The organism is Streptomyces sp. NPDC031100, assembly GCF_055570785.1.
This window is the reverse complement of sequence record NZ_JBVIGN010000009.1, coordinates 226211-252996: the sequence shown is the minus strand read 5'-3', so window position 1 is coordinate 252996 and position 26786 is coordinate 226211. Positions and strand designations below refer to the sequence as shown.

The following is a 26786-nucleotide window of genomic DNA, read 5'->3' as shown; positions in this document are numbered from 1 at the left end:
AAAGTTCCGACATCCGCTCTCATGGGCACGAATCCACGGAGGAGGCGCCACGGTGAAGGGCATCATCCTGGCCGGCGGCAATGGCACGAGACTCCATCCGATCACGCTCGGTGTCTCGAAGCAAATGCTACCGGTTTACGACAAGCCAATGATTTACTACCCGCTTTCGGCTCTGATGCTGGCGGGGATCACCGAAATCGAGATCATCACGACCCCGGACGACCGGGAGATGTTCCGGCGGCTGCTGGGCGACGGTTCCTGGCTCGGTATCTCGCTGACCTACGCGGAGCAGGACAAGCCCCGCGGGCTCGCCGACGCGTTCCTGGTCTCCGCGGACCACATCGGCGACGACTCCGTCGCCCTGGTGCTGGGCGACAACATCTTCCACGGGTACGAGTTCGGGCCCCTGGTCCGCCGGTCCGCGCAGGACCTCGAGGGCTGTGTGCTCTTCGGGTACCCGGTGCGCGACCCGGAACGCTACGGCGTCGCCGTGCTCGACGAGCAGGGACGGCTCGTCGGGCTCGAGGAGAAGCCGGCCCGGCCGCAGTCGAACCTGGCGATCACCGGTCTGTACCTCTACGACAACAACGTCGTGGAATTCGCGCGGAAACTGCGGCCGTCGGACCGCGGCGAGCTGGAGATCACCGATCTCAACCGGGTGTACCTGGAGCGGGGCGAGGCCACGCTGATTCCGCTGGGCCGCGGGTTCGTCTGGCTGGACACCGGAACGCACGACGCGCTCATGGAGGCCGGGGACTACGTCCAGGTCCTGGAACACCGTCAGGGCGTGCGCATCGCCTGTCTCGAGGAGATCGCCTGGCGTATGGGTTACATCGACCGGGAGACCTGTTTTCGGCTGGGCAGCCGCCTCGCGAATTCGACCTACGGCCAATACATCATGGAAATGGCCGAGGCGGGTTGATCCGTAGCGGGGCCCCACACCGTCCCGTCCACCCCTTACCGGAGGAAGTTCACTCGCCATGAAATTCTTGTTCACCGTCGGTGGCAGCCAGGCGGCCGTCTTCGGCGTCGCCCCCCTCGCCGCCGCCGCGCGGAACGCGGGCCACGAGATCCTGCTGGCCGCCGACGAGCCGCTGATGGCGGCCGCGGCCTCCGTCGGGCTGCCGGCGGTCTGCATCACCCCCGAACGCATGCGGTACGGCCAGGAGTCCATGACGGCCACCGTCCGGCTCGACGCCCTGCTGGAGCTGACCGAGGCGTGGACCCCCGATGTGGTCGTCGGCGGCCTGTCCCACGTCCCGAGGGTGCTCGCCGCCCGCCTCAAAGTCCCCTACGTCCGGCACATCTGGCACATCGCCCCGATGGCCCGCCGTGACCGCAAGGCGGAGCAGGAACTCCAGCCGGAGCTGGAGCGCCTGGGGCTCACCGGGCTGCCGGCGCCCTCCGTCTTCATCGACCTCTGCCCGCCGTCCCTGCGCCCGCCGGGCGCCCCCGCGGCGCGGTCGATGCGCTGGGTTCCCCGGGTGAGCCAGCGCCGGCTCGAGCCCTGGATGTACACCCGCCCCGAGGGACGCCGCCGGGTGCTGATCACCGCGGGAACCCGCAACCTGATGCTCGACACCCCCGGCAGCTCGCTCAGGAACCTGGTCGAGGAGCTGACCGCAGCGGGAGCCGAGGTGCTGATCGCGGCGCTCCCCGAGGCCGCCGAGCGGTTCGGCGCGGAACTGGGCGACGTCCGCATCGGCTGGCTCCCCCTGGACGTGGTCGCCCCCACCTGCGATCTGGCGGTCCATCATGGCGGTGCGACCACCGCCATGACGCTGATCAACGCGGGTGTGCCCCAACTGATCATCCCCGACAACGGCTACGGCAAGGCCGTCGCGGAGGCCGTCCGGGACTTCGGTGCCGCCCTGGTGGTCGACCGGCACCGGCCGAAGCCGGGCCGCAACCCCGACGAGGTGGTCGCCGCGGGCTGCCGGGAGATCCTGTCCGACCCCCGGTACGCCGAGCGGACCCGGATCCTCGCCGCGGAGGCGGCGACGCTGCCGACCCCCGCGGACATACTCTGCGAGCTGGAAGCCATTGCCGCTCCCTGACCCCCGGCAACCGGCCGGCCGGCATCCGACCCGGCCGGCCGGCAGGCTGCTCGGCCGACTCACTGCACAAACGCCGATCGCCCTGCGGCCACGGAGGAGTTCTCCGTGGCCGCAGGGCGATACGTGTTGCCGGGGGACCCTAGCGGGAGGTCAGCCCCTCCAGCAGGGGCACGATCTCGGCGGGGGTGGGAAGCGTCGCGATCTCCTTGGCGAGGAACCGCGTCCGCTCGGTGTAGCTCGGCTCCTCGAGCAGTTCCTTGCAGGCCGCGGCGATGACCTCGCCCGGGGCCTTGTCGGGCTGCTCCGCCTGCGGCCAGAGGGTCTTGGCGGCGCCGAAGTCGCTGATGACCCTGGCGATGGCCTCCCGGTGGTAGTTCGGCGGGAACTCCGGGGGGTTCTCGGGGATGATCAGCTGCGGCACACCGTTGGCCATGAAGGTCGTGGCGGTGGTCGCGCCGCCGTGGTGCACCGCCAGATCACAGGTGGCGGCGGCGACGTCCATCGGGATCCAGCCGACGCGCGCGTCGCCCAGCTGCGTGCCGAACCGCTCGGCGGCGCCGGGGGACGCCGCGATCAGCACCTCGGCCCCGAGCTTGTCCAACTCGCTCACCAGCAGCGGCATGGACCAGCCCGGGTCGCGGAACATGAGGCTGCGGAAGCCCGAGGTGATCACGACGCGGCGACGACCCTCGGGGCGCGTGTACATCCAGCGCTCGAGCCGGCGCTGCGGGTTGCTCGGGATCCAGCGCATCGACCGCGCGGCCGGGTCGTGGGCGGGCCGCAGCGACGGCGGGGTCGAGTCGATGAGCAGGTCGGGCTGGAGCAGCCCGTCCAGACCGAGGCGCTCCAGCTCGGGCCGGAGCTCGAGCTCGGCGCCCGGGTCGATGCCGGTGGTCGGGATCCCCAGGTACTCGACGTGGCGCACGTACGGGACCTTGAGGTGGGCGGCGAGCAGCATCGCCGCATAGCTCTGCGAGCTGCCGACGACCACGTCAGGGGTCCAGTCCGCGGCCAGCTTCAGCAGGGACTCCACGCCGGCCAGGCCCATGCGGGCGAAGCCGCGGCCCTGGCCGATCATCTCGTCGTCCCCCAGCTCCCGGGGGAACCGCAGGCCCCGGCCCGGGTTGGTGATCCGCATGAAGTGCCGGATCGGGTCGACGGTGTAGCAGAACGTGGGAATTCCGATGGCCTCCGCGGTTTCCACCCACGGCTCGTGCGCGGCGAGTATGACCTGGTGGCCGGCGTTCCTCGCGGCCGTCGCCAGCGGGGCGGTGGCGTAGTAGGTGGCCTGGCTTCCCGTGGTGATGAACAGGATTTTCATGGCACTCCGGATGCTTTTGTGAGACGCGGCCTGACGCATTTGACGAACACCATCGACGGCGCGCCGTTTTCCTGTCAAACACCCAGAATTGGCGGCCCTGTTCGATTGCGGATTCCGCGCAGTTGAACGAGGTGAACCGCATGGCAACATCGAAGATGCCGAAGCCCTGACGGCCCGACCATCATGTGGTCAGGCCGTACGGCGAGAAAGCCTCATCACATCGGATACCGAAAGTCGGTGGCGCACATGAATACGCTGATTTACAACGCCCGAATGGCTCTCCGGGACATCATGGAAGTGAACATCTTCTCGCAGGGCAACGACAAGGTCTATCTGACCGTTTTCCCGGACCTGGTCTGGGAGGGCACCGAGGACACGCACACGGAAAAGGTCATCCGGCACGTCATCGACCGCCTCCACGACATGGACCTGGACGTCGCCGGCGGCGAGTCCGCCATCCAGACCCTCCTGGACGCCGGATCCGTGGAAATCGTCCGCAAGGCCGCCTGACGTGATACCGCGGTATTCGTTGCCCGAGATGGCGGAGCTCTGGACCGATCAGGCCCGCTACACCACCTGGTCCGAGGTGGAGGTCCTGGCCGCCGAGGCCCAGACGCTTCTCGGGCGCGTTCCCCGGAGCGCCCTGGAGGACATCCGGCGGGCCCGGGTGCCTTCGGCGGCGCACGTCGCGGAGCTCGAACGGGAGCGGGACCACGAGATCCTCTCCTTCCTCGCGGCCTTCTGCGAGGACCTGCCGGACGACTCCGCCCGCTGGGTGCACCTCGGCATGACGAGCTACGACCTTGTGGACACCGCCCTCGGGCACACCCTCGCCCGGGCCTGCGACCTGCTGATCGGCGCCACGGCACGGCTCCGCGACGCTCTGGTGGACAAGGCGTTCGAGCACTGGGGCACGGCGTGCATCGGACGCACGCACGGCATGCATGCCGAGCCCACGACGTTCGGCCACAAGCTCGCCGGTTTCGCCTTCGCGATCGACCGCTCCGTCCGGCGGCTGGCCGACGCGCGTGCGCAGGTCGCGGTGGGCACGATCTCCGGCTCCGTCGGGACGTACGCACTGATCGATCCCTTCGTCGAGGAGCACGTGTGCGCCGCGCTCGGCCTCGGCGTCGAGCCGGCGCCGAGCCAGGTGGTGGCCCGGGACCGGCACGCCCAGCTCGTGCAGGCGATCGCGACGCTCGGCGCCTGCGTCGAGCAGATCGCCACCGAGGTCCGGCTGCTGTCCCGCACCGAGGTCCGCGAGGTGGAGGAGCCCCGCACGGCCGCCTACCAGGGGTCGAGCGCCATGCCGCACAAGCGCAACCCGACGACCAGCGAGCGCCTGTCCGGGCTCGCCAGGCTGCTGCGCGGGTACGCCGGGATGATGCTGGAGAACGTGGCGCTCTGGCACGAACGGGACCTGTCCCACTCGTCCGTCGAACGGGTCGTTCTCCCCGACGCGTTCACCGTCGCGCACTACCAGGTGACCGCGGCGACCGACCTCGTGCGGGGCCTGACGGTGTTCCCCGGCCGCATGCGCGACGCGATCGAACAGACCAAGGGGCTGGCCTACAGCTCGGCGGTGCTCGCCGACCTCCTGGAGAGCGGCAGCGAGCGGGAGCGGACGTACCGGATGATCCAGGACGCCGCGAACGGGGAGGACTTTCTGACCCTGCTCAGAACCGAGGGGGTCGAGGCCGGTCTGCTGAGCCCCGAGCGTTTTCTGGTGCACCATGACGTCATCTACAAGCGACTGGAGAACCTTCGTGAGCTGGACCATTGAGCGGGAGAGCGGCGCCGGCCTCGACCTCGGGGAGGTGCTGCGGGTCTACCGGGAGTCGGGTCTCGGCGAGCGTCGGCCGATCGACGAGCCCGAGCGCATGGCGGCGATGGTGCAGGGCGCCAACCTGGTCGTCACCTGTCGTATCGACGGTGAGCTCGTGGGTATCGCGCGCAGCGTCTCGGACTTCTCCTACGTGACCTATCTGTCCGACATCGCCGTCGTCCGCGCCCACCAGCGCTCGGGCATCGGCAGGGAACTCATCGACGCGACCCGCAAGGAGGCACCGCAGGCCAAGCTCGTCCTGCTGTCGGCGCCCGCCGCGACCGCGTACTACCCGCACATCGGCTTCACCGCCCACAACTCGGCCTGGGTCATGAACCCCTAGTGCATATCGTGGTGGCCGCCGGCGTGCATGAGGGCGGCCGGGGTCACCACGAGGGGGCGCACCATGTGCTGTTCGTGCTCCAGCATGTGGCAGTGGTGGACGCCCCGGCCGACGACGGGGAAGCGGACCGCCACGGTGACCAGTTCGCCCGGGGTGCTGGTCGTGACCGGGCCGGCCGTACCCACCCGGACGACGTCCTTCTCCCCGGTCTCGTGCGCGTCGAGCACCGACGCCGCCTTGAACGCGACGGGCCTGGCCGACCCGCGGGTGACCCGGTCGAATCCGCCGACGTCGTAGGTCTCACGGGACAGCACCTGGAAATGGGCCAGATGGATGTGCATGGGGTGCGGGGACCCGGTGAGATTGAGGTACTTCCAGACCTCCACGTCCTCGTGCACGGCGGTGAACGTGTTGCCGTCGTCGTAGGCCGCCGACGTCCGGCGCAGCGTCGTGACGGTGCCCTGGGCATCCTTGACCTGGACGATCCCGGCGGACGGGAAGGTGATCCCCGCCGGGTCGATCTCCTCCATCTCCCACAGCTCGGGCACGTTCGTCGCGCCGGGACCGACCAGCACCACCCACCGCCGGACGTGGTCGTCCGGAAGGTCGTCGGGGGTAAGCCGCTTGAAGGTGGGTGAGAGGGCCGAGGGCAGCGTGAACCGGGTGGAGGGTCTGCCGTCGGCGACGCGGAACTGCATCACATCGGGCTCCAGCAGGTCGTTGCGCTTGCTGGCGGCGCCGGGCTGGACGTCCTGCAGCGTGTTGACCAGCTTCAGGGCCTGTCCGGGGAACGCGCCGAAGTCGACCAGCACCTCGGCGCGCTCACCCGGGGAGAGATTGAGCGCTCCGTCGACTGCGACCGGCTTGCCGAGCAGGCCCTGGTCGGTCCCGATCACCTGCAACGCGCCCGGCACGGGCTTGCCGTCGGCCAGCAGCATCAGCCGGTAGATCCGGGAGTTGGCGGCGTTGACGATCCGGAACCGGTACCAGCGCGGCTCGACCTCGAGATAGGGCCAGATCACGCCGTTGACCAGGGTGTAGGGGGCCGCGTGCGCACGCATGAGCCGCTGCGCGCCGACCATCCCGACCTTGTGGACCAGCCGGCCGGTGAGGGCGCCGGACGCGTCCAGGTCGAAGTTGCGGTCGCTGAGGATCAGCGGCACGTCCTGGTCGCCCCTGGGCAGGTTCAGCGCCCGCTCCTCCTCGCCCCGCGAGACGAACATGCCGGCCAGTCCGGCGAACACGCTGAAGCGGCTCACGTGGTGGGTGTGGTCGTGGTACCAAAGCGTCGTCGCGGTCTGGTCGTTCGGATAGGCCGACAGCTGCACGCCCCCGGGGCCGACGAGGTTCTCCATCCAGCCGTCGTTGCCGCCCCCGGTCAGCATGCCGTGCAGATGGACCGCGGCCCACGGCGGCAGGTCGTGCACGCCGGGGACCTCCTGGCAGCCGGTCGTGCCGGGGTAGTTGCTGAGCGGGTCCGGGGAGTTGCCGGCGGCCAGGTCGAAGTCGACCGCGGCGACCGGGATGTTCCCGGTCAGCCCGTTCTCCCAGGCGACCCGGAGCGGACGGCCGCGGGTCGTCTCGATCGTCGGGCCCGGATGGACGCCCTCGTACGTCCACATCGTGACCGGAGGGAGCTCCGAGTGGAGGGTGACGTCGGCGGTGACCATGCGCACGGTCAGCTCGTCGTGGTCGCCGCGGTGGTGGGGGCGGAGCACCGGCGGTATCCGCAGCGGGTCCGCGAACTTGGTCAGCTTCAGTTCGGGCGCCGACGGCTCGGGCCCGCCGGGCGCCTCGTCGGCCGTGGCCCGCGACGAGGTGACGACGGGGACGGCGGCCGCCAGGGCGCCCAGGCCGGCGACGGTGCCGCAGCGCAGCAGCGTACGACGGTCCAGCCCGGTGGAGTTCGCGTTCTCGGGTGTGGGTTCCATGCGCCGGACGCTAGGGACGACCGCTCTCGGCGGACTCGAGCCCGGCTGCAGCGCGACCCCGCCGGACAGGCCCTGGCGGCTTCCGGCGGCGGCGCGTTCAGGCGACCATCGCCTCGGTGTCCCGTTTGACCAGCGTCGCGTAGTGACCGCCAAGGCCGAGCAGCTCCTCGTGGGTGCCGCGCTCGGCGATCCTGCCCCGGTCCAGCACGATGATCTCGTCGGCCTCGCGGATGGTCGACAGCCGGTGGGCGACCGTGATGGTGGTGCGGCCGGCGCTCGCGGCGTCGATGGCCTTCTGGACGGCCTGCTCGGTCTGGGTGTCCAAGGCGCTGGTGGCCTCGTCGAGCACCAGGACGGGCGGGTCGCGCAGGATGGCGCGGGCGATCGCCAGCCGCTGCTTCTCGCCGCCGGAGAACCGGTATCCGCGCTCGCCGACCACCGTGTCGTAGCCGTCGGGCAGGGACATCAGATAGTCGTGGATGCGCGCGATCCGGGCCGCCGCGACCAGTTCCTCGTCGGTCGCGTCCGGCTTGGCGAACCGGAGGTTCTCGGCGACCGAGGCGTGGAACAGGTACGTCTCCTGCGAGACGACGCCGACCGCCTGGGTGAGCGTGGCGAAGGACAGGTCGCGTACGTCGATGCCGTCGATCGTGACGACGCCGGACGTCACGTCGTACAGCCGTGGGACGAGATAGCTGAGGGTGGTCTTGCCCGAGCCGGTCTCCCCGACGATCGCGAGGCTGCCCCCGGCCGGGACGGTCACGTCGATGCCGTCCAGCGTCGGCCGCCCGGCCCCCGCGTAGGAGAAGCCGACCCCCCGCAGGCGCACCTCGCCCCGCAGGCTCGCCGGCACCACGGGCCGCTCCGGCTCGGCGACGTCGACGGGCAGGTCGAGGTACTCGAAGATGCGGCCGAACAGCTCCAGTGAGCTCTGGATGTCCAGCCCGATGGTCAGCAGCCGCTGCGCCGGCCGGAACAGACTCTGCTGGAGGGTCGTGAACGCGACGAGGGCGCCGATGGATATGGCCATGTGGCCGTTGCTGCCGGTCAGTCCCGCCACCCAGTAGATCACCGCCGGCATGGAGGCCATGACGACCCAGATCGTCGACTGGTACCACAGACCAGCCGTGCTCACCCGGACCTCCAGGTCGGTGAGCTTGCGGGACTCCTTCTCGAAGGTGTCGGTCAGCGAGCGGGACCGGCCCATGGTGTGGCCGAGCATGATCCCGCTGACCGACAGCGACTCCTGCACGATCGAGGAGAGGGCGGCGAACTGGCGCTGCCGGTCACGGGTGATGACGCGCCGGTCGTCCCCGACGTGCCGGCTCACCCAGACGAACGCCGGGAGCACGATCAGGGACGCGATGGTGAGCCGCCAGTCGAGCAGGGCCATGGCGGTGGTCGTGGCGATCACGATCGTCAGGTCCGACACCAGCGCGGTGACGGTGGTGGTCACGGTGGCCTGCATCCCGCCGATGTCGTTGGCGATACGGGACTGCACCTCGCCGGTACGGGTCCGGGTGAAGAACGCCAGCGACATGCGCTGGAGGTGGGCGTACACGGAGGTGCGCAGATCGTGCATCACCGACTGGCCGACCTTGGCGGAGACATGGGTCTGCCAGACGTTGAACGTACTGGTGGCGATCGACACGACGACCATGCCGAGGGCCAGCAGCGACAGCAGCCCCCTCCTGCCCTGCGGCAGCGCCACGTCCATGATCTCGCGGATCAGGAAGGGGTTGACGAGGGAGACCAGGGACGAGCCGATGACCAGCAACGCGACGAACAGCAGGCTCCTCCAGTACGGGCGGAACAGCCCGAGGACGCGGCGCTTGTGCACAGGGGCATGAGCGGTGGCCGACCCGGTGATCCTCACCCTGGTCTCCTCCTCTTTTCCTCTTTCGGCCTTACGGCTGTACGGCTTCTCGTGTCTTTCGGTCAGTTCCAGTCGACGGAGCGCAGGACGAGGGCGGAGTTGAACCCGCCGTGGCCCCGCGCCAGGACGAGAGCCGTGGTCACGGGCGTCTGCCGCTCCGTGGTGACCAGGTCGAGGTCGTAGTCGGGGGAGAGGGTGACGTTCGCCGTCGGCGGGATCACCCCGTCCCGCATGGCCAGCAGGGCGGTGGCGACGTCCAGGGGCGCGGCCCCCGAGCCGAGCCGGCCCGTCATGGTCTTGGGCGCCGTGACGGGGACCGCCCGGGGCCCGAACACCTCGGTGATCGCCGCCGCCTCGATCCGGTCGAGTTCCGGTACGGCGGCCGCGTCGGCGAAGACGACGTCGATGCCGCCCGGCGACAGACCCGCGTCGTCCAGGGCGATCTCGATCGCCTTCCGCAGCGTCGGCTCCCGCCCGCTGTCCGGACCCGGGTCGAACGTGGACCCGTAGCCGCTGATCTCGCCGTACACCTGGGTCGCGCCGCGCCGGCGCGCTGCCTCGGCGTCCTCGAGGATCAGCAGCGCCCCGCCCTCGCCGGGCACATGGCCCGACGCGTCGGCGTCGAAGGGGAGGTACGCCCGCTCCGGCCGCTCCTCGGTGCTCAGCCGCCCGGTGGTGAGCTGGGCCACCCACCCCCAGGGGCAGACGGCGGCGTCCACACCGCCGGACAGGATCAGGTCGCTGCCCTTGCGGACCAGACGACGCGCGTGCGCGAGGGCGTCGAGGCCGCCCGCCTGGTCGCTGACCACCACGCCGCTGGGCCCGCGCAGACCGTGCCGGATCGAGATCTGGCCGGTGTTGACCGCGTAGAACCAGGCGAAGGACTGGTAGGCGCTGACGTACTGGCTGCCCTGGCTCCAGAGGTTCTGGAGCTGTTCCTGGCCGAACTCGAACCCGCCGCAGGTGCCGGCGGTCATCACGCCCATGCCGAACTCGTCCGCGTCCTGCGTGCTCACCCCGGCGTCGGCCAGGGCGTGTTCGGCGCCGACGAGGGCGAGCTGGGTCATGCGGTCGGTCTGCTTGACGAGCCGGCTCGGCAGGTGCTCCTCGACGGCGAACCCCTCCACCTGTCCGGCGAGCTTCGACGGGTAACGCTCCGGATCGAAGCGCCTGATACGGCCGATGCCGCTCCTGGAGTCGCGGGTGGCGTCCCAGTACGCGTCGACGCCGAAGCCGTTGGGGGACACGACTCCCATGCCTGTCACCACGACCTGCCCGCTCATGCCGTCGTGTCCCTCTCCGGGCGGGCGAGCACCATCGCGCTCTGGAAGCCGCCGAAACCGCTGCCGACCGTCAGCACCGTGTCGGTGCGCCAGTCGCGCGCGGTCAACGGCACGTAGTCGAGGTCGCATTCGGGGTCGGGCCTGTGCAGGTTCGCTGTAGGGGGCACCACGTGGTTCTCCATGGCCAGGATTGAGGCGGCGATCTCTATCGAGCCGATCGCGCCGAGCGAATGGCCGATCATCGACTTGATCGAGCTCACCGGGGTACGGCGGGCGTGGTCGCCGAGGGTGTTCTTGAAGGCGCTGGTCTCGTGCCGGTCGTTCTGCTTGGTTCCGGAGCCGTGCGCGTTGACGTAGTCGACGGCATCGGGGTTGATCCGCGCCTCGTCCAGCGCCGCGCGGATGGCCTCGGCCATCTCCCGGCCGTCGGGACGCAGCCCGGTCATGTGGAAGGCGTTGCACCGGGTGGCGTATCCGGCGACCTCGGCGTACACGTGGGCACCGCGCCGGCGCGCGGACTCCCACTCCTCGAGGACGAACATCGCGGCGCCCTCGCCCAGCACGAAGCCGTTGCGGGTGAGGTCGAAGGGCCGGGAGGCGTGCTCGGGGTCGTCGTTGCGGGGTGTGGTCGCCTTGATCGCGTCGAAGCACGCCATGGTGATCGGCGAGATCGGCGCGTCCGTGGCACCGGTGATCATCACGTCGGCCGAGCCGTCGCGGATCAGGTCGGCCGCGTAGCCGACCGCGTCGATGCCCGAGGTACAGCCGGTGGAGACCACGGTCGAGGGCCCCTCGGCGCCGACCGCCCAGGCGACCTCGGCGGCGAAGGAACTCGGGACGAAGTAGTTGTAGAGGTGGGGGACGGCATAGGTGTGGTCGACGAGGTCGAGCCGGCCGTCGTCGCTGACCACCCGGTACTCCTGGTCGAGGCCCGTGGTGGCGCCGACGGCGCTGCCGACCGCCACCCCGACGCGGTGGGGCGGGAGGCCCTGCAGGTCCAGTTCGCTGTCCGCCATCGCCTCACGTGCGGTGACGAGGGCGAACTGCGCGGCCCGGTCGGTGCGCCGGATCTCCTGCGGACCGAGCCCGTGCTCCCACGGGTCGAAGTCGATCTCGGCCGCGATCCGGGACCGGAACGGCGACGGATCGAAGAAGGTGATCCCCCTGGTGGCCGTCCGGCCCTCGCTGAGCAGACTCCAGAAGTTCTTGGTCCCTATTCCTCCCGGAGCCGCCACCCCGACTCCGGTGATGACCACACGCCGGCCGCTCACGCCGACTCCCAGGAGTAGAACCTGCGCGCCATGGCGTCGGCGGGAGACCGCCAGGTCGCCGGGTCGTAGGCATCGATGAACGGCTTGAGGTCCTCGCTGATGCGGACGAAGCGCGGGTCGGTCTTCGCCTGCTCGATGAGCTCCCCGCCGTTGTCGTCGTCGAAGTCCTGAAGATGGAAGTACAGACCGTTGTACATGAAGAGCTGACGTCGCCGGGTCCCCATGCGATGCGGCATGTCGGTCTCGTCGAAAGCGCGGAAAAGCCGGGCCACGTCCGCACTTGAACGAGGGTCCATTCTGGCCACTATCAGATTGCTGTGCATTCGACCGCCTCCTCGAGGTGTGCTGCGCCTATCGCAGCTTCTTGACGATTGCCGCCCATTCGGCGAGCTCCTCTTCCGACAACGGTGGTAGGCAGGGTTGGTCGGCAGGGGGGACGGTCCAGTCGATCCACTCGTGCCATTCGTGGGGAGGACCCATTCCGCTCCATGCCCGTCCCAAACCCGTCAGACCCTCGCCAAAGTTCTTCCACAGGGATCGCAGGGCGGACTTGAGCCGCGCGCCCATGTCTCCATCTCCATTCACCGGGGAATCGCCCGTCGCCAGCGTCTGTGATGGGCCTCAAGGAGGGGTTGGGGAAGCGTCGAATTCCGCTGGAGAATGCGGGTGAATGGCAGGGAAAAGGGCGGTTCCGTTGAGGAACCGCCCTGTGGGCCGCACCGCCTCGACGTCATCCCGGAGGGCTGAGCACCGGCTCCCGCGCCGTGCGCCGGCCCCGCACGGTGTCCAGCCGGCGGCGGTCGAGGGGCGCGGGACGACGGTCCAGCCGGGCCGAGAGCAGTTCCGCGGCCCGGTCGTGCTCGCCGCCCGCGATCAGGGCGTGCAGCAGGGTCTCCTCCACGACCTCGCGCTGGGCCCTGCTGGCACCCACCCGGTCGAGTACGGGCAGCAGCGGCCACAGCCGCACCGTCGCCTGCTGCCAGCGCTGCCGGAGCACCGACGAGAGGGCGTCGCACAGCGGCGCGATCACCAGCGGGAAGATGTCCTGACGGTGTCTCACGGCATGGGTGCGCAGCCGTCCCAGCCCGTCGAGGTCGGCGGACGCGGCGAGGGCCAGCGCGCTGTGCAGGGCGGTGAAGGCCGTCTCCGGTGTGTCCAGCCAGTGCCGGGGAGCCGCGTCCAGCACTCCGGCGAGCGGCAGCTCGCCGCTCCAACTGCCCGTCATACGGGCCCGCCAGAGCAGGGAGACCGAATCGACCAGGACCCGGCCCGCGCTCACCTCGGAGGCGACGAGCTCGCGCTGGTAGCGGCGGCGCAGAGCGGCGCGGTCGTCGAGCATCAGCTCGTGCAGCGCGGCGTGCCAGGAGAAGTGGGAGGCGTGGCCGGACCCGGCCCCGTGACGGTGGATCCACTCGTCCAGCCAGGCCAGTCCGGCGCGGTGCTCGCCGGTCTCGTAGAAGACGTGTGTCCGGGCGTGGACGGCGTGGCCGGCCGAGGGCCGGGCGGCGAGTGCCTGCGCGGCGAGCGCCTCGGCCTCCTGCCACCGCTCCTGCTCCTGACGGACGAAGGCGAGCTGTCCCAGGTACCACCAGTCGGTGCCGTACACCCCGGACAGGCCCTCGACCAGGGCCCGGGCCTCCTCGCCGCCGGTGACACCGTCGAACGAGACGGTCGGTACGGCCGCGCTCACCACCAGCGCGTCCCGGGGGTGGTCGGCGATGTGCCGCAGGAGGGCCGCCTTGCCCGTCTCCTCGGTGCCGGTCAGCCGGGCGTCCACCGCGGCGACGAGGCTGCGTTCGCGGTCGTCCGCCCGGCGCACCACGGCCCGGCGCGCGGCCTGGAGTGCGGCGGCCGCGTCCACGGGAGCCCCGCACTCGTGGCCGAGCAGTGCCAGCGCCACATGGCCCGCGGCGAAGTCCGGGTCCGCGGTCACCGCGTCGGTCAGGAGTGGCACGGCGCCGAGTTCGCCCGCCAGGATCCGTTCCAGGGCCTCGTTGTAGAGCGCCGCCGCCTCGCGGGTCGTGCTCAGGCTCAGACCGTAGCGGTCGGTGACCTTGGGGCCACGGCGGCCGGCTAGGGCCTGTTGCGGAAGTCCCGTCGTCCGCCCGGAGGGCGGGCCCGGCGGTGTCCGGTGCGTGCTCTCGGTGTGCCGGGTGCAGGCCCTCGTACTGGATGTACTTGGGTCTGTGCCCGGTGCGGCGAGTGGGGGTACCTCCCACGCCCTTAAGGCAGTGGGGGAGCGTGCCGGGCGCCGCCGGGCAGGCGGGACTTCCGCAACAGGCCCTAGCGTGGTCAGCACACTGCCGGCGACCTCCGCGGCCTGCGTGCGGATCTCCGGGATCGCCGTGCTCTCCAGCAGGTTGCCCCGCCGCAGCGCTCCGATGGTCCACAGGCGCGCGACCGAGCTGACGGCCGCGGGCGTCAGCCGTCCGTCGCCGTCCGTGTCGAATCCCAGGCCGGCGGGGCCGGTCCGGGCGTGGCCGTGATCCAGCAGACAGCGCACCAGCGGGTCGGCCGTGCGGCTGAGGTCGCTCTGGGCGCCGGTGCAGTTGACCACGGCACCGACCCGGAGGCTCGTCCCGTCGCTCAGCCGTACCCGGACGGTGCCGTCGCCGGGCTCGGCCCCGACCACTTCCGCCGGGCACACCCGCAGCCGGCCCGAGGACCGCAACGCCCCGACCATGCCCGCCGTCCTGGGCGGCATGCGGTGCCGGTGCACCTCCCACAGCCGCAGATCCTCCCGGAGGAAACGGGTCCGGTCGGCCGCGGTCAGCTGCTGCCACACGGCCGCCGTCACCGGGCGCAGCCCGTCCACACCGGGACGCCAGTCACCCTGGGCACGGCGGGTCCTGGCGAGGTAGCGCCGGACGTCCCGGCGCAGCGTGTCGAGACCGCGCGAACCGTCGAGCTGCGGCGGCTCGGCGGCCGGGGCCGCGTCGGCCCGGTGCTCCCGGGGAGTGAGCCCGTTACGGGACACCGCGTGCAGCACCCGGTCCGGGCGCGCCAGGGTGACGGCCATGTCCGCCATGGTCAGACCGGTGCCGACCAGCAGGACGTCCGCGTCGTCGGGCACGGTGTCGAGTGCGCCGGGCGCCCAGGGGTCGGCGACGAACCGCCCGGACTCCCGCAGCGCGGTGCCGGCCCAGTCCTGGCCGGGTGCGAAGGTGCCCAGCGCGAGTACGGCCGCGTCCGCCCGGAGTTCGCCGCCGCCGGCGAGCCGCAGCACCAGCCCGGCCCCCTGTTCGCGGGCGGCCACGACCCGGTCCCGCACGCGGTGCAGGCGGGTACGGCGGCACCCTTCGAGGGTGCGCTCCAGCACCTCGGTCAGATAGCGCCCGTACGTCCGCCGGGAGACGTAGTCACCGGGCCCGGCCGAGGGGTCCGCGGTGGCGAGCCAGCGCAGGAAGTGCTCGGGGTCGTCGGGAAGGGCGCTCATGCGGCCGGCGGCCACATTGAGCAGATGGCGTGGGTCGGACGTGCCGTAGGCGACACCCGGGCCGGCCCTGCCGGCAGGGTCGATCAGCGATATCTCCAGGGCCCGGCCGACGCGCTCGGCCTGCCGGATCAGCTGAACCGCCGTCAGTGTGCCTGCCGCGCCGGCACCGATCACTGCGACATGGTGTGAGGACGAATTCCGGATCAACATGCGACTCCCTGGTGTGTTCGACTCCCTGGTTCGTTCGACGTCCGTTCCGGGGCTCAAGGGGCGCCGTCGTGCTCCCGGTCCTCCTCGCCGGACGTGCCGTCGGCGCGCACGGCTTCGAAGGCCTCGCCCGCCATGCCCGCGGTGAGGGTGGTGCCGTCGGCCGGGTCGATCAGCAGGAACGAACCGGTGCGGCGGTGTGCCGCGTAGTCGTCGAGCGCCAGCGGCTCGGCGGTGCGCAGCACCACGTGGCCGATGTCGTTGACCCGCAACCCCTCGGCGCCGGAACGCCGTTCGAGGGTGTCGATGTCGATCCGGTACGAGATGTCCTTGACCAGCGCACGAACCGTGCGGGTGGTGTGCTTGAGCAGCACCTTGGCGCCGATGTGCAGCGGCCGCTCGTCGAGATGGCAGACGGTGGCCTCGAAGTCCGTGGTCGGCACCGGGGCCGGGACGGTCGCGATCAGGTCCCCGCGGGAGACGTCGATGTGGTCGGCGAGCCGGACGGTGACCGACTGGGGGGCCCAGGCGACGTCCGTCTCCCGGCCGAGCGTGTCGATGGCGGCGACGGCGGTGGTGCGGCCGGAGGGCAGGACGGTGACGGCGTCCCCCACCCGCAGCACCCCGGAGGCCAACTGGCCCGCGTAGCCGCGATAGTCACGGTGGGGCTCGCTCTGCCCGCGGATCACGTACTGGACGGGGAAGCGCGCGGGCTCCCCGTCCGGGTCACCGCCGACCGGGACGGTCTCCAGGTGCTCCAGCAGCGTGGGGCCGCCGTACCAGTCCATGTGGGCGGAGGGTTTCACCACGTTGTCACCGGCCAGCGCGGAGATCGGGATCGCCACGACGTCCTTGGTGCCGAGGGAGGCCGCGTACGAGGTGAACTCCCCTGCGATGGCGGCGAAGACGGGTTCCGCGTAACCGGCCAGGTCCATCTTGTTGACGGCCAGCACCACGTGCGGGACGCGCAGCAGGGCGGCGACGGCGGCGTGCCGGCGGGTCTGCTCGACCACACCGTGCCGGGCGTCGACCAGGACGACGGCGAGTTCGGCGGTGGACGCGCCGGTGACCATGTTGCGGGTGTACTGCACATGGCCCGGGGTGTCGGCGAGGATGAAGCGTCGCCGGCCGGTGGCGAAGTAGCGGTGGGCGACATCGATCGTGATGCCCTGCTCCCGCTCGGCCCGCAGGCCGTCGGTGAGCAGCGCCAGGTCGGGCGCGTCCTGGCCGCGGCTGCGGGAGGCGTGCTCGACGGCCTCCAACTGGTCGGCCAGCACCGACTTGGAGTCGTGCAGCAGGCGCCCGACCAGGGTGGACTTGCCGTCGTCGACGGAGCCGGCGGTGGCGAAGCGCAGCAGGGAGGTGGCGGCTTCGACGGTCATGTCAGAAGTACCCTTCGCGCTTGCGGTCTTCCATGGCGGCCTCGGAGAGCTTGTCGTCGGCCCGGGTGGCGCCGCGCTCGGTGCGACGGCTGGCGGCGATCTCGGCGACGATGTCCGCGTCGGTGGCGGCGGTGGAGTCGACGGCGCCGGTGCAGGACATGTCGCCGACCGTGCGGTAACGGACCAGCCGCCGCTCGGGCGTCTCGTGCTCCGCGGGGCCGCCCCACGCGCCGGCGGTCAGCCACATGCCGCCCCGCTGGAACACGTCGCGCTCGTGGGCGTAGTAGATCTCCGGGAGTTCGATGTCCTCCCGCTCGATGTACTGCCAGACGTCCAGCTCGGTCCAGTTGGAGAGCGGGAAGACCCGCACATGCCGGCCCGGCGCGTGGCGGCCGTTGTAGAGCGACCACAGCTCGGGGCGCTGGTGGCGCGGATCCCAGGCGCCGAACTCGTCGCGCAGCGAGAAGACGCGCTCCTTGGCGCGGGCCTTCTCCTCGTCGCGGCGGCCGCCGCCGAAGACCGCGTCGAAACGGTGGGACTCGATGGCGTCGAGCAACGGCACGGTCTGCAGCGGGTTGCGGGTGCCGTCCGGGCGCTCGCACAGCCGGCCGTCGTCGATGAACTCCTGCACGGAGGCGACGTACAGGCGCAGGCCGTGGCGGGCGACGACCCGGTCGCGGCAGGCGATGACCTCGGGGAAGTTGTGCCCGGTGTCGACGTGCAGCAGCGGGAAGGGCACCGGCGCCGGGTGGAAGGCCTTGAGCGCCAGGTGCAGCATGACGAGCGAGTCCTTGCCGCCGGAGAACAGGATCACCGGCCGCTCGAACTCGCCGGCCACCTCGCGGAGGATGTGCACCGACTCGGCCTCGAGCACGTCCAGGTGCGACAGCGCGTAAGGGCTCTCGCCGGTCGTGACGAGGCCATGCGTCGCGGTCGTCATGCCAGGCCCCTCTCGGTCAGGAAGGTGTGCAGCTCGGTGGCGGAGTCGGCCACCGAGCGGCCCTGCGTCTGGATACGGAGCTCCGGGTTCTCCGGTGCCTCGTACGGGTCGTCCACGCCGGTGAGACCGGAGATCTCGCCGGCCGCCTGCCGGGCGTACAGTCCCTTGACGTCGCGCTGGGAGCACAGCCCGACCGGGGTGGCGACGTGGATCTCCACGAACTCGGCTCCGGCCGCCGCGTGCCGCTCGCGCACGGCGGCGCGGGACTCGGCGTAGGGGGCGATGACCGGGGCCAGCACCTTGACGCCGTGGACGGCCAGCCGCTCGGCGACGAAGCCGATCCGGATGACGTTGGTGTGCCGGTCCTGTCGGGTGAATCCGAGGCCGCCCGAGAGGTGGGCGCGGATCTCGTCGCCGTCGAGCACCTCGACCTCGTGGCCCTCGGCGCGCAGGCGTTCGGCGAGGGCGCGGGCGAGGGTGGTCTTGCCCGCGCTGGGCAGCCCGGTCAGCCACACGGTGGCGCCGCGCTCGCGGGGGCCGGATGCTGCGGCCGCCCCTGTGGTGTCCCCGGCGGTCCGGGTGTGCGCTGTCGTCACGCTGGTGTTCTCCTGAGGGTGATATGACGGCCTGTCAGAGGCGGATGCCGCCCTCGGTCCCAGGACCGACCTGATCACCAGGGCCCGCCGGACGCGTTCGCACAGCCCGTCGGGCCGGGGCGACGGGAGCTCTCAGGTGGTGGCGAACTCGACCAGGACCCGGCCGAGCACGTCCATGTCGATCCGGTGCCAGGATCCGGGCAGTTCGAGCGACCGGCCGTGCGGCAGCGCCGCCGCGGTCGCCTGCGCCGCCGCGCGCAGCCAGGCGCTGGTGTGGTCGCTGTTGAGGACCAGGGTCTCGGTGGCGTGGCCGGCGAGCCGGTCGACCGGGATCTCGTAGTCGCCGCAGATCGCCGTGTCGTAGGGAAGGGTGTGGACGTTCGCCTCGTTCATCGCCCAGATCGGGCCCTTGCGCCACTCCGCGACCGTGTCGGGGGTCAGGCCCAGCAGGCTGCCGAGGAAGTACTCGACCGCCTCGGTACGCCGGTCCTCCTCCAGCAGCACGCGGAGGGTCTTCGCGACGTTCCACGGGGGCTTCGGGAAGCCGTCGACCCGGTAGAACGGCTCGTGCAGCGCCAGCTTGGTGATCGGGGCGCCGGCGAGCGCCGCCTCGAGCGCGAGGTTCGCGCCCGTGGACCCGGCGAACACCACCGCCGAGCCGCCGGCTTCCTCGATCACCGCCTCGAGATCCTCGATCTCCCGCTGGACGGCGTACTCGGGCGAGTCACCGCTCTCACCGCGCCCCCGGCGGTCGTAGACATAGGTGGTGCAGTGCGGCGCCAGCTCGGGCACGAGTGCGTCGAAGATCGTGTGGTCGCGGAACGAACCGTTGAGAAGCACGATCGGCGGGCCCTCGCCCGCCTTCTCATAGGCGATCGTCGTACCGTCCCGGGAAACGACCTTGCGCATCACGCACTCCTCATGCCGACCGGAGGCCCGTCACCTCGCCGTGTGTCGGCATCCTCGAACGCGCCGGTGGATGGCCGGTCGAGGGCCGGTCGCGGGTGCCCCGCATCCGTCAGGAGAGCCAGCCGGCCTCGGTGGCGATACGGACGGCGTCGATCCGGTTGCGGGCGTTGAGCTTCACCACGATCGTCGTCAGGTAGTTGCGCACGGTGCCGAGCGACAGATGCAGCTTCTCGGCGATCTCCCGGGGCTCGTCGCCCTGCGCCGCCATGCCGAGCACCTCCGTCTCCCGTTCGGACAGCGGGTTGTCGCCGATGTCCCAGGCGCTCATGGCCAGCTGAGGGTTGATCACCCGGCGGCCCGCGGCCACCTCCCGGACGGCCTTCGCGAGTTGCTCGGGCGGGGAGTCCTTGAGCAGGAAGCCCGCGACGCGCGCGGCCATCGCCCGGCGCAGATAGCTGGGACGCCCGAGCCCGGTCATCATCAGCGCGCGGCATTCCGGAAGCTGCTCGTGCAGGATCTCGGCCGCGGTGAGGCCGTCCATGTGCGGCAGATCGACGTCCATGATCGCCACATCCGGCCGGCACTTCAGCGCCATGGGAACGATCATGTCCCCCCGGTCCACGACCGCGACGACCTCCAGGTCCGGCTCCAGTTCGAGCAGCGTGACCAGCGCTCCGCGCACCATGTGCATGTCCTCGGCGAGGAGAATTCTGAGCCGGCTATTCTCCACTTGGCCCCCTATTTTGTCCGGCAAAGAAGCGGGCAGATGTCAAAATGCCCGTAAATCCCAGTCGAATTCCCGAACTGCCCGCCGGCGTTCCGACGACGGGGCGTGCACACTCGATTGTCCACGGTACCCGCGCGCCACGCGCCGGACGTCCGCCAGCGCCTGACGGGAGACACCGATAACTCTGGCCAGCTCGTCCCGCGCCGGACCCGGCGACTCGGGCAACAGCCGGTGGATGAGCGCGCATTGCATCGTGACCGTGGACAGGCTGGAGCCCAGCACCTCGTGCAGCTCGCGCTCCACGATCAGGCGCTCGCGGGCGACCGCGAGCTGCGCGAGCGCTCCCCTGGCCTCGTGCAACTCGGTGACCAGCCGGTACAGCGCGGTGAAGCCGTAGACGACGAGCCCCGCCACCAGGGAGGAGTCGGCCAGATAGACGATGTCGGACAGGGATGTGCCGACGGCCGCCGCCACGGGTACGACCACCGCGACCGAGGTCGCGTACAGCGCCCACCGGACTCTCCCCGCCACGGTGATCAGGAGCGATCCGGCGAGGAAGCCGGCCATCGAGCCCCAGGGACCGCCGAGCCACAGCAGCGGGGCGTACGTGGCCGCGGCCTGCACCCCGAGGGCGAGCACCCGGACACGCACCGGCCAGGTGCGCGAGCGACGCAGCGAGTGCAGCGCCTGCAGCGTCACGACGACGGCGAAACAGCCGAGGAAACCGAGCATGGCGCTCCCGGACCCGCCGCTGCCCGCGGCATTGATCACGGTGACGAGCGTGTAGCCGGCGAGGACGGCGACGAGCATGCTCCGCGCCATCCGGGGCGCCCAGTTCCGGGCGGCCGCCACGCGGTCCTCGGGCTCGGACTCCGTCTCGTGGTCCTCGTCCCGGGGAGCGGCCGGTGCGCGGACGACGACCTCGAACCAGCCGTCGTCGGTCGGCCCGCTGGTCAGTTCGCCGCCGATGCCGTGCATCCGGGTCGTCAGATTCCGCAGCCCGGAGCCGCCTTCACCGCTGCCGCGCACCGCGCCGTCGTCCTGCGCACCGGCGTCCGGGCGGACGGCCTCGACCCCGTCGTTCCGGATCCGCAACGACACCGTGTCGCCGTCCCGGGTGGCCGTGACCACGCAGGTCTGCGCCTTGCTGTGGCGCAGCGCGTTGGTGACGGCCTCGCGCAGCACGATGGCCAGCACGGTGTCCACCTCCCGCGGCAGCGGACCGCAGGCCAGGTCGGCCTCGGTCGCGATCTCCGCGGCGGACAGGACCGAGAGCGCGGACTCGGTCTCGGCGGCCAGCGACATGTTGCGGTAGCCGGTCACGACCAGGTGCACGTCGGCCAGGGCCTCCCGGGCGATGCCGAGCACCTCGGCGACCTCCGCCCTGGCCCGGTCGGGCGCGGTGGGCAGCATCCGGTGACCGAGCTCGCACTTCAGCATGATCGCCGACAGGCTGTAGCCGAGCAGGTCGTGCAGATCGCCGGCGACCCGCAGCCGCTCCTGGACGACGGCCATCCCGGCGAGCGCGCGCCGGGTCTCGCGGATCTCGTCGACCAGACCGGACAGCGAGCTGACCCCGAAGATGATGAGACTGGAGAGCAGCGTGGCGCCGAATCCGTACACCGCGAGGCCCGGCCCGTCGATGGCGACGACCGCCGGCACGATGCCCGCGGTCGCCACGGCGTACAGGGGCCAGCGCACCCGGCCGGGCACGGCCAGCAGCACCGAGCCCGCGAGCAGACCGGCCATCGCACCCCAGGGCGTGCCGAGCCAGGCGAGCGGCGGGTAGGTCACCAGGGCCTGTGCGGTCAGCGTCAGCACGCGCACCCGGACCGGCCAGGTGCGCGGTCGCCTGGTGGAGTGCGCGAACTGCAGGGCGAGAACCGCCGCCAGACAGAGCGTCAGCAGGGCCAGCCGGGAGGGGCCGGGGTTCTGGTCGAGCACGTTCAGCACGGTGACCAGCGTGTTGCCGCCGAGCACCCCCAACGTGACCAGGAGGGCCATGCGCGGGGCCTGCAGGCCGGACTCGTCGTCCCCGCCGTCGCCGTCCGGCGAGTCGGGTCTCGGTGTGTGCCTCCCGCTCCGACCCACGGTGGCTGAGAGCACAGGAACCCCCCGGTTCTCCTGGAAACCGCAGGTGATCTTACCGACGAAGGTTCGGCTTGTCATGAGCAGGAATGCGTGGCATTTCCACGGATTCCGAAGAGCCTGATCGTTTCCCCCGGACGATCCTCACTCGTCCGATCTACCGCGTCTAGAGGAACAGCGGAATCGGATTGAGATCCTGATAACGAGTGGGGGATTCCAGCCTGCCCAGACGCACCGGGACGTCGAACAGCCGGCCCGGCGCGAACCTCGCCCAGAAGTGCCGCAGTCCGGGTACGACCATCTTCACCACCGGCAGCCCGAGGTCGGGCCTGGTCTGGTCGAGCACGAGCACCTCGAGACCCTGGCTCCGCGCCAGCGAGCAGAGGTGGTCCAGGTCGTCGCGCAGGTCGGCGCGCGGGACGTATCCGTAGTCCGCCGCGGTGCGTGCGGGACGCCCGGGGTCGGGCACGAGATACGGCTGGGCGGCGAGGGTCGCCCCGCGCAACCAGTCGAGCAGATGGCCGGGCAGCCCGGGCGCGTAGCCGTCGGTCACGGCGGGCAGCATCTGGCCCAGCTCGGTGACGGCACGGCTCAGCGCGGCGGCGGGGTCGAGGTGCGCGCCGAAGCCCAGCATGATGTCCTCGGCCGGTGCGCCGATACGGTGCGAGACCGCGGCCATGACCGGGACGCCCAGGTCGGCGGTCAGATCGAGCACCCACAGGGAGCGGCCCAGCGTGCGGAACCGGCCGGGCAGGGCGGAGATCCACGGGTCGTCGAACGAGTCCAGGTCCACCGCCGCGTGCCGGGTGCGGTTGTACCACCACAGCGCCACGGCGTCGCGCTCGACCAGTTCCAGCAGGCCCTGCAGCATGGCGTCCTCGAGGGTGCCGCCCGCGGCGTTGCCGTTGGAGTCGGCGACCGTCGAGGCGACCCCCTCACCACCGAAGTACAGCAGGCTGGTCGGCAGCAGCCGGTGCGTGCCGCCGGTGAGCGACCACACGGGCGTCCACTCGATCTTCGCGTCCTCGTCGAACGGCTCGGGAACGTACTGGAAGGGAATCCCCGGGGCGTTCCACCGCTCACGCTCCCGGTACTGGCGCTCGTCGAAGAGCATGCACGCGCCCGGATGGACGGCGTCCGGCGCGAGATCGAGGTAGCTTCCGAGGACTGTCGCCTCGTCACCCAGGCGCGAGGCGCTGTACCGCTCGACCGCCTCACAGAGCGCGCTGACCCTGGCGTCCAGATCGGTGCGTCCCTTGCCTCCGCTCTGCATGCGCAGCCCGGCGCGGAAGGAGGGCAGAGCGGAGTCGGTCAGCGCCAGGTTGGGCCCGGCCTGGTAGCAGTGGAGGAACGACGGGCTGCGCGGGTCGCGGACGAGCCGCCTGACGATCCCGGTGACCGGATCGGCGAGACGGCCGAAGCGCTGCCACATCTGTGCCGCGGAGAGCGCCCGGTGCCCGTTGCCCGTGGTGACGCCCTTCGGCCGGGAGACCGTCCGGACCGGCCGCAGGGCACGGTCGGCGACCAGACCCGGGTCGCCGCAGTCCGGGCACTGCGGCCGCAGGTCGACGGGATGGTGGGCGGCGGTGAGCGTCAGGGTGTCCAGCGTCCAGACGGCGTTCTGGACGTCGTCGCGCACACCGGCGAGCCACTTGGCGGCCTGGAGTGCCGCCGTCTGCAGTCCGAGCTCACGGGTCGCCGCCAGCGAGGCCTCCGGAACCCGCACCGGGCCGGCCAGTCCGAGCGCGCGCCGCACCTGTGCCTCGCCGCGCCGGTGGCAGCGCAGTCGTACGGCCAGACAGGACCAGCAGGCTCCGGTTCCCGGCTGGAAGACCGGGCCCATCCAGAGCTGTGCCCCGTACGGCTTGGCGACCAGCCACGGCCGTCCGTCGGCGAGCCGGGCGGCGTTGAAGCCGGCCAGCGCCGGATCGAGGAAGTCGTCGCAGACGACCAGGGTGAAGGACGCCTCGGGGCTGCAGGTCAGGCCCGCCGCGCGGCAGGCACGCTCGGCCGCGGCCGCGTCGGCCCCGCCCAGCGCGACGACGGTCACCGACGTGTCCGCCGGGCCGCCGACTCCGGCCAGATCCCAGTACGCTCCGGCCGCGGCGTCCTGCGGGCCGGTGTGGAAGCCGACGAGGCCCGCGGCGGTGAGCCGGTCGAGCATGCCGTCCAGCTGCTCCGGGGGGAGGTCCGCGGCGGCCCGCAGCCCGGCAAGGGTCAGGGAGCCGTCCAGCAGCGGGGCCACCTTCTGGATGGCGGTTCCCGAGAGGGCCGTCGTGCCCCCCGGGGAGACGAGGTAGACCGCCTCGCCCGGGGCGATCGCGGCCCGCAGATGTCTGCGGAAACCTATCGGCCGTTCGTCCACCCGCATGACGGCCGCTTACCGCTCGGCGCCGGCGGCCAGAACGAAACACCAGCCGGCGGGCATGTCCGGGTCGAGAGCGCAGTCGTCGAGGTTCTCGATGATCAGGTCGTCGGAGCCGCAGATGTTCTGCATGATGCCGCCTCTCTGTGGCGCAGCCGGGTCGTCGCTGCGAGTGACGGAAGTCTCCAATCGGCGAACTGCGGGCCGCCATGCGCCGATTCATGTTCCCGGTGTGAATTCTTCACATCGGAGAGATGTGCGGCTCAGTGGGCAACTCCCGCCGGTCTGCGCATGCTTGAGTCCGAGATCGATCGGTGCGATGCCTGGAGGAATGGAATGTCCGAAGGCCCCAAGACGTACGAAACCGTAGGCGCCGGGCAGCGGTCCGGACGGCTGAGCATCGGACTGCTCGGCTCACTGTCCCTGCATCTCGACCACACCCCGGTGACGGCCAGTGCGCCCAAGCAGCGGCAGGTTCTCGCCCTGCTCGCGCTGAACGTGGGCAGGGTCGTCACGGTGTCGGCACTCATCGAGGAACTGTGGGGAGACCGGCCCCCGCGCAGCCACGCCACCACCCTGCAGACCTACGTCCTGCAACTGCGCAACGCGCTGGCCGCCGCCGACTCCGACCGTCGCGGCGTACGGCAGATCCTCAGCACCCGCCACAGCGGTTACCTCCTCGAGGACGAGGCCTGCACCACGGACGTCCAGCTCTTCGAGCGCCGGGTGCGCGCCGGCTGTACGGCCTCCGAGGCGGGCGACCACCGCCGCGCCTCGGAGGAGCTGCGCCAGGCGCTGCAGCTGTGGCGCGGCCCCGCACTCGTGGACGTCAGGAAGGGCAGCGTCCTGGAGATCGAGGCGGTGTCGCTGGAGGAGAGCCGGCTCGGTGTGCTCGAACGGCGCATAGAGGCGGACCTCGCCCTGGGCCGCCACGCCGATCTGCTGGGCGAACTGACGCGCGTGGTGGCGAAGAACCCGATGAACGAGAACCTCTGCGCCTACCTGATGATCGCCCTCTACCGGGCCGGCCGCGTCGGCCGCTCCCTGGAGGCGTTCCACCAGCTCCGGGCCGTACTCAACCAGGAACTGGGCGTCGAGCCCTGCCCCCGCCTGCAGAGCCTCCAGGCGGCGATCCTCTCGGGCGACCCCGCCCTGGACGTCTGGTCCGTCGCCTGGTCCCCGAAGGAGTTCGCGACGAGCGGGTTCGCCCGGGTCTAGTGATGGCGGGGGTGGACGTCCGCTCCAAAAAACCACGCAGGGACCTGACCCTCTCCCCGGATCAGGCCCCTGACTTGGTGTTCCTCGGTCGGGGTGGACCCACTGAGCCGGTTGTTCCTGAAAAGAACGCCCATTCGGTCAATTCCGGCTGTGAAGCGAGAAAACAGGCCACATGCCGTCCTGTCTGTTTGCCGCAACACGGCTCGACGGCAGCATGGTCAGGCACTTGAACGGCGCGCTGCGTCGCGGAGTGGGATCGTCGGGGGTGCTGGTGAATCATGCGTGGCCGCCGTCCACCTTTCTCGGCCGGTTATGGAACACGACACGCGAAGAACTGCTCGGGCAGGGCACCCCGATCACCTATCCGCCCCATCGCGCGCTGCTGCAGCAGGGCGACGAGAGCCGGCACGTCCTGTTGATCACGAGTGGTGTCGTGAAGGTCGTCGCCAGCGCAGAGAGCGGCTACGACATGCTGCTGGCCGTCCGTATAGCGGGTGACCTGGTCGGCGAGATGGCCGCCTTCGAGGAGCGCCCCAGGTCCGGCACGGTGATCGCGTGCAGTGACGTGACCGCGCGGATCATCCAGGTGCGGGCGCTGGAGGCCTTCCTCACCCGTCATCCGGATGCCATGCGGGCCATCCTCCACATGCTGTGCGCCCGGCTGCGCTGGGCCAACCGGCGCCGGATCGATTTCCAGGCCTACGACTCGCTGACCCGGCTGGCCCGGGTCCTGGCCGAGTTGAGTCAGGCCTACGCCCAGCCCGTGCCGGACGGCGACGGCAAGCGGTGCGACCTCGGCGTGACGCTCACCCAGAAGGAACTCGCGTCGCTGGCCGGCCTCGCTCTGAACACGGCCGAAAAGAGTCTGGCCGCCCTGGCGGCCAAGGGACTGGTGGAACGCAGTTACAGGAACATCACCATCTGTGACGTTCCGAAACTGCTTGAATTCGCCAAAGTCGTTGCCGACAACCCGTATTGATACGGGATCACTTCGCGCACTCTCTCCTAGCC

Annotated in this window: 21 protein-coding genes; 7 read left to right on the top strand and 14 right to left on the bottom strand. The window is 71.0% G+C overall.

Going from position 1 to position 26786, the window contains the following annotated elements:
• The first annotated feature begins 52 nt into the window (after positions 1-52).
• On the top strand, positions 53-922 hold the full coding sequence (gene rfbA, locus ACZ5DS_RS25780; protein ID WP_468242688.1) for a glucose-1-phosphate thymidylyltransferase RfbA: 870 nt from the start codon (positions 53-55) through the stop codon (positions 920-922).
• Between the two features lie 58 nt (positions 923-980).
• Complete coding sequence (locus tag ACZ5DS_RS25775; RefSeq protein WP_468242686.1) at positions 981-2057, top strand: glycosyltransferase; 1077 nt, start codon at positions 981-983, stop codon at positions 2055-2057.
• Positions 2058-2196: 139 nt separating this feature from the next.
• On the opposite strand, the gene ACZ5DS_RS25770 is transcribed toward ACZ5DS_RS25775, so the two are convergent.
• On the bottom strand, positions 2197-3378 hold the full coding sequence (locus ACZ5DS_RS25770; protein ID WP_468242684.1) for a glycosyltransferase: 1182 nt from the start codon (positions 3376-3378) through the stop codon (positions 2197-2199).
• A gap of 273 nt (positions 3379-3651) precedes the next feature.
• Here ACZ5DS_RS25770 and ACZ5DS_RS25765 point away from each other — a divergent pair, with 273 nt between their 5' ends.
• From ACZ5DS_RS25765 to ACZ5DS_RS25755, 3 genes are read left to right on the top strand one after another with little or no spacing between them, the layout of a single operon-like run.
• Positions 3652-3888, top strand: a complete 237-nt coding sequence (locus ACZ5DS_RS25765) for a hypothetical protein (RefSeq protein ID WP_468242682.1) — start codon at positions 3652-3654, stop codon at positions 3886-3888.
• Between the two features lies 1 nt (position 3889).
• Positions 3890-5161, top strand: a complete 1272-nt coding sequence (gene purB, locus ACZ5DS_RS25760; RefSeq protein WP_468242680.1) for an adenylosuccinate lyase — start codon at positions 3890-3892, stop codon at positions 5159-5161.
• Positions 5145-5546, top strand: coding sequence for a GNAT family N-acetyltransferase (locus tag ACZ5DS_RS25755; protein WP_468242677.1), 402 nt, complete (start codon positions 5145-5147; stop codon positions 5544-5546). Before purB ends, ACZ5DS_RS25755 begins: the two co-directional genes overlap by 17 nt.
• Here ACZ5DS_RS25755 and ACZ5DS_RS25750 read toward each other — a convergent pair.
• The 13 genes from ACZ5DS_RS25750 to ACZ5DS_RS25690 form a co-directional block, all read right to left on the bottom strand.
• Complete coding sequence (locus ACZ5DS_RS25750) at positions 5543-7477, bottom strand: multicopper oxidase family protein (RefSeq protein WP_468242675.1); 1935 nt, start codon at positions 7475-7477, stop codon at positions 5543-5545. The two genes, ACZ5DS_RS25755 and ACZ5DS_RS25750, sit on opposite strands and share 4 nt — an antisense overlap.
• 97 nt (positions 7478-7574) lie before the next feature.
• Complete coding sequence (locus tag ACZ5DS_RS25745; protein WP_468242673.1) at positions 7575-9353, bottom strand: ABC transporter ATP-binding protein; 1779 nt, start codon at positions 9351-9353, stop codon at positions 7575-7577.
• A 62-nt stretch (positions 9354-9415) separates the two neighbouring features.
• The gene (locus tag ACZ5DS_RS25740) at positions 9416-10636 is read right to left on the bottom strand and encodes a ketosynthase chain-length factor (RefSeq protein ID WP_468242670.1); all 1221 of its coding nucleotides are present in this window, start codon (positions 10634-10636) and stop codon (positions 9416-9418) included.
• Positions 10633-11907: a beta-ketoacyl-[acyl-carrier-protein] synthase family protein gene (locus tag ACZ5DS_RS25735; protein ID WP_468242668.1), complete on the bottom strand. Its 1275-nt coding sequence runs from the start codon at positions 11905-11907 to the stop codon at positions 10633-10635. Before ACZ5DS_RS25735 ends, ACZ5DS_RS25740 begins: the two co-directional genes overlap by 4 nt.
• Positions 11904-12230: a TcmI family type II polyketide cyclase gene (locus tag ACZ5DS_RS25730; protein WP_468242665.1), complete on the bottom strand. Its 327-nt coding sequence runs from the start codon at positions 12228-12230 to the stop codon at positions 11904-11906. Before ACZ5DS_RS25730 ends, ACZ5DS_RS25735 begins: the two co-directional genes overlap by 4 nt.
• Before the next feature lie 407 nt (positions 12231-12637).
• On the bottom strand, positions 12638-15517 hold the full coding sequence (locus tag ACZ5DS_RS25725; protein ID WP_468242663.1) for an FAD/NAD(P)-binding protein: 2880 nt from the start codon (positions 15515-15517) through the stop codon (positions 12638-12640).
• An 89-nt stretch (positions 15518-15606) separates the two neighbouring features.
• A complete protein-coding gene (locus ACZ5DS_RS25720) occupies positions 15607-16932 on the bottom strand; it encodes a sulfate adenylyltransferase subunit 1 (protein WP_468242661.1) in 1326 nt (441 codons plus the stop codon).
• 1 nt (position 16933) lies between these two features.
• A complete protein-coding gene (gene cysD, locus ACZ5DS_RS25715; RefSeq protein ID WP_468242658.1) occupies positions 16934-17872 on the bottom strand; it encodes a sulfate adenylyltransferase subunit CysD in 939 nt (312 codons plus the stop codon).
• Positions 17869-18468, bottom strand: coding sequence for an adenylyl-sulfate kinase (cysC, locus tag ACZ5DS_RS25710; protein ID WP_468242656.1), 600 nt, complete (start codon positions 18466-18468; stop codon positions 17869-17871). Before cysC ends, cysD begins: the two co-directional genes overlap by 4 nt.
• Positions 18469-18600: 132 nt before the next feature.
• Positions 18601-19377 (bottom strand): alpha/beta fold hydrolase, encoded by a 777-nt coding sequence (locus tag ACZ5DS_RS25705; RefSeq protein WP_468242654.1) that lies wholly within the window; start codon positions 19375-19377, stop codon positions 18601-18603.
• 109 nt (positions 19378-19486) lie between these two features.
• Positions 19487-20107 carry a response regulator transcription factor gene (locus ACZ5DS_RS25700; RefSeq protein WP_468242651.1) on the bottom strand — a complete coding sequence of 207 codons (621 nt, stop codon included), beginning with the start codon at positions 20105-20107 and terminating at the stop codon, positions 19487-19489.
• Positions 20108-20146: 39 nt separating this feature from the next.
• Positions 20147-22108 carry a sensor histidine kinase gene (locus ACZ5DS_RS25695; protein WP_468242649.1) on the bottom strand — a complete coding sequence of 654 codons (1962 nt, stop codon included), beginning with the start codon at positions 22106-22108 and terminating at the stop codon, positions 20147-20149.
• A gap of 250 nt (positions 22109-22358) precedes the next feature.
• A complete protein-coding gene (locus ACZ5DS_RS25690) occupies positions 22359-24563 on the bottom strand; it encodes a TOMM precursor leader peptide-binding protein (RefSeq protein ID WP_468242647.1) in 2205 nt (734 codons plus the stop codon).
• Between the two features lie 330 nt (positions 24564-24893).
• Between ACZ5DS_RS25690 and ACZ5DS_RS25685 the strand changes: the two genes are divergently transcribed.
• Together ACZ5DS_RS25685 and ACZ5DS_RS25680 are read left to right on the top strand one after the other, a co-directional pair.
• Entirely contained in the window at positions 24894-25775 is an 882-nt protein-coding gene (locus ACZ5DS_RS25685; protein ID WP_468242644.1) for an AfsR/SARP family transcriptional regulator, read from the top strand.
• A 226-nt stretch (positions 25776-26001) separates the two neighbouring features.
• Positions 26002-26754: a Crp/Fnr family transcriptional regulator gene (locus ACZ5DS_RS25680; RefSeq protein WP_468242642.1), complete on the top strand. Its 753-nt coding sequence runs from the start codon at positions 26002-26004 to the stop codon at positions 26752-26754.
• Positions 26755-26786 lie beyond the last annotated feature (32 nt).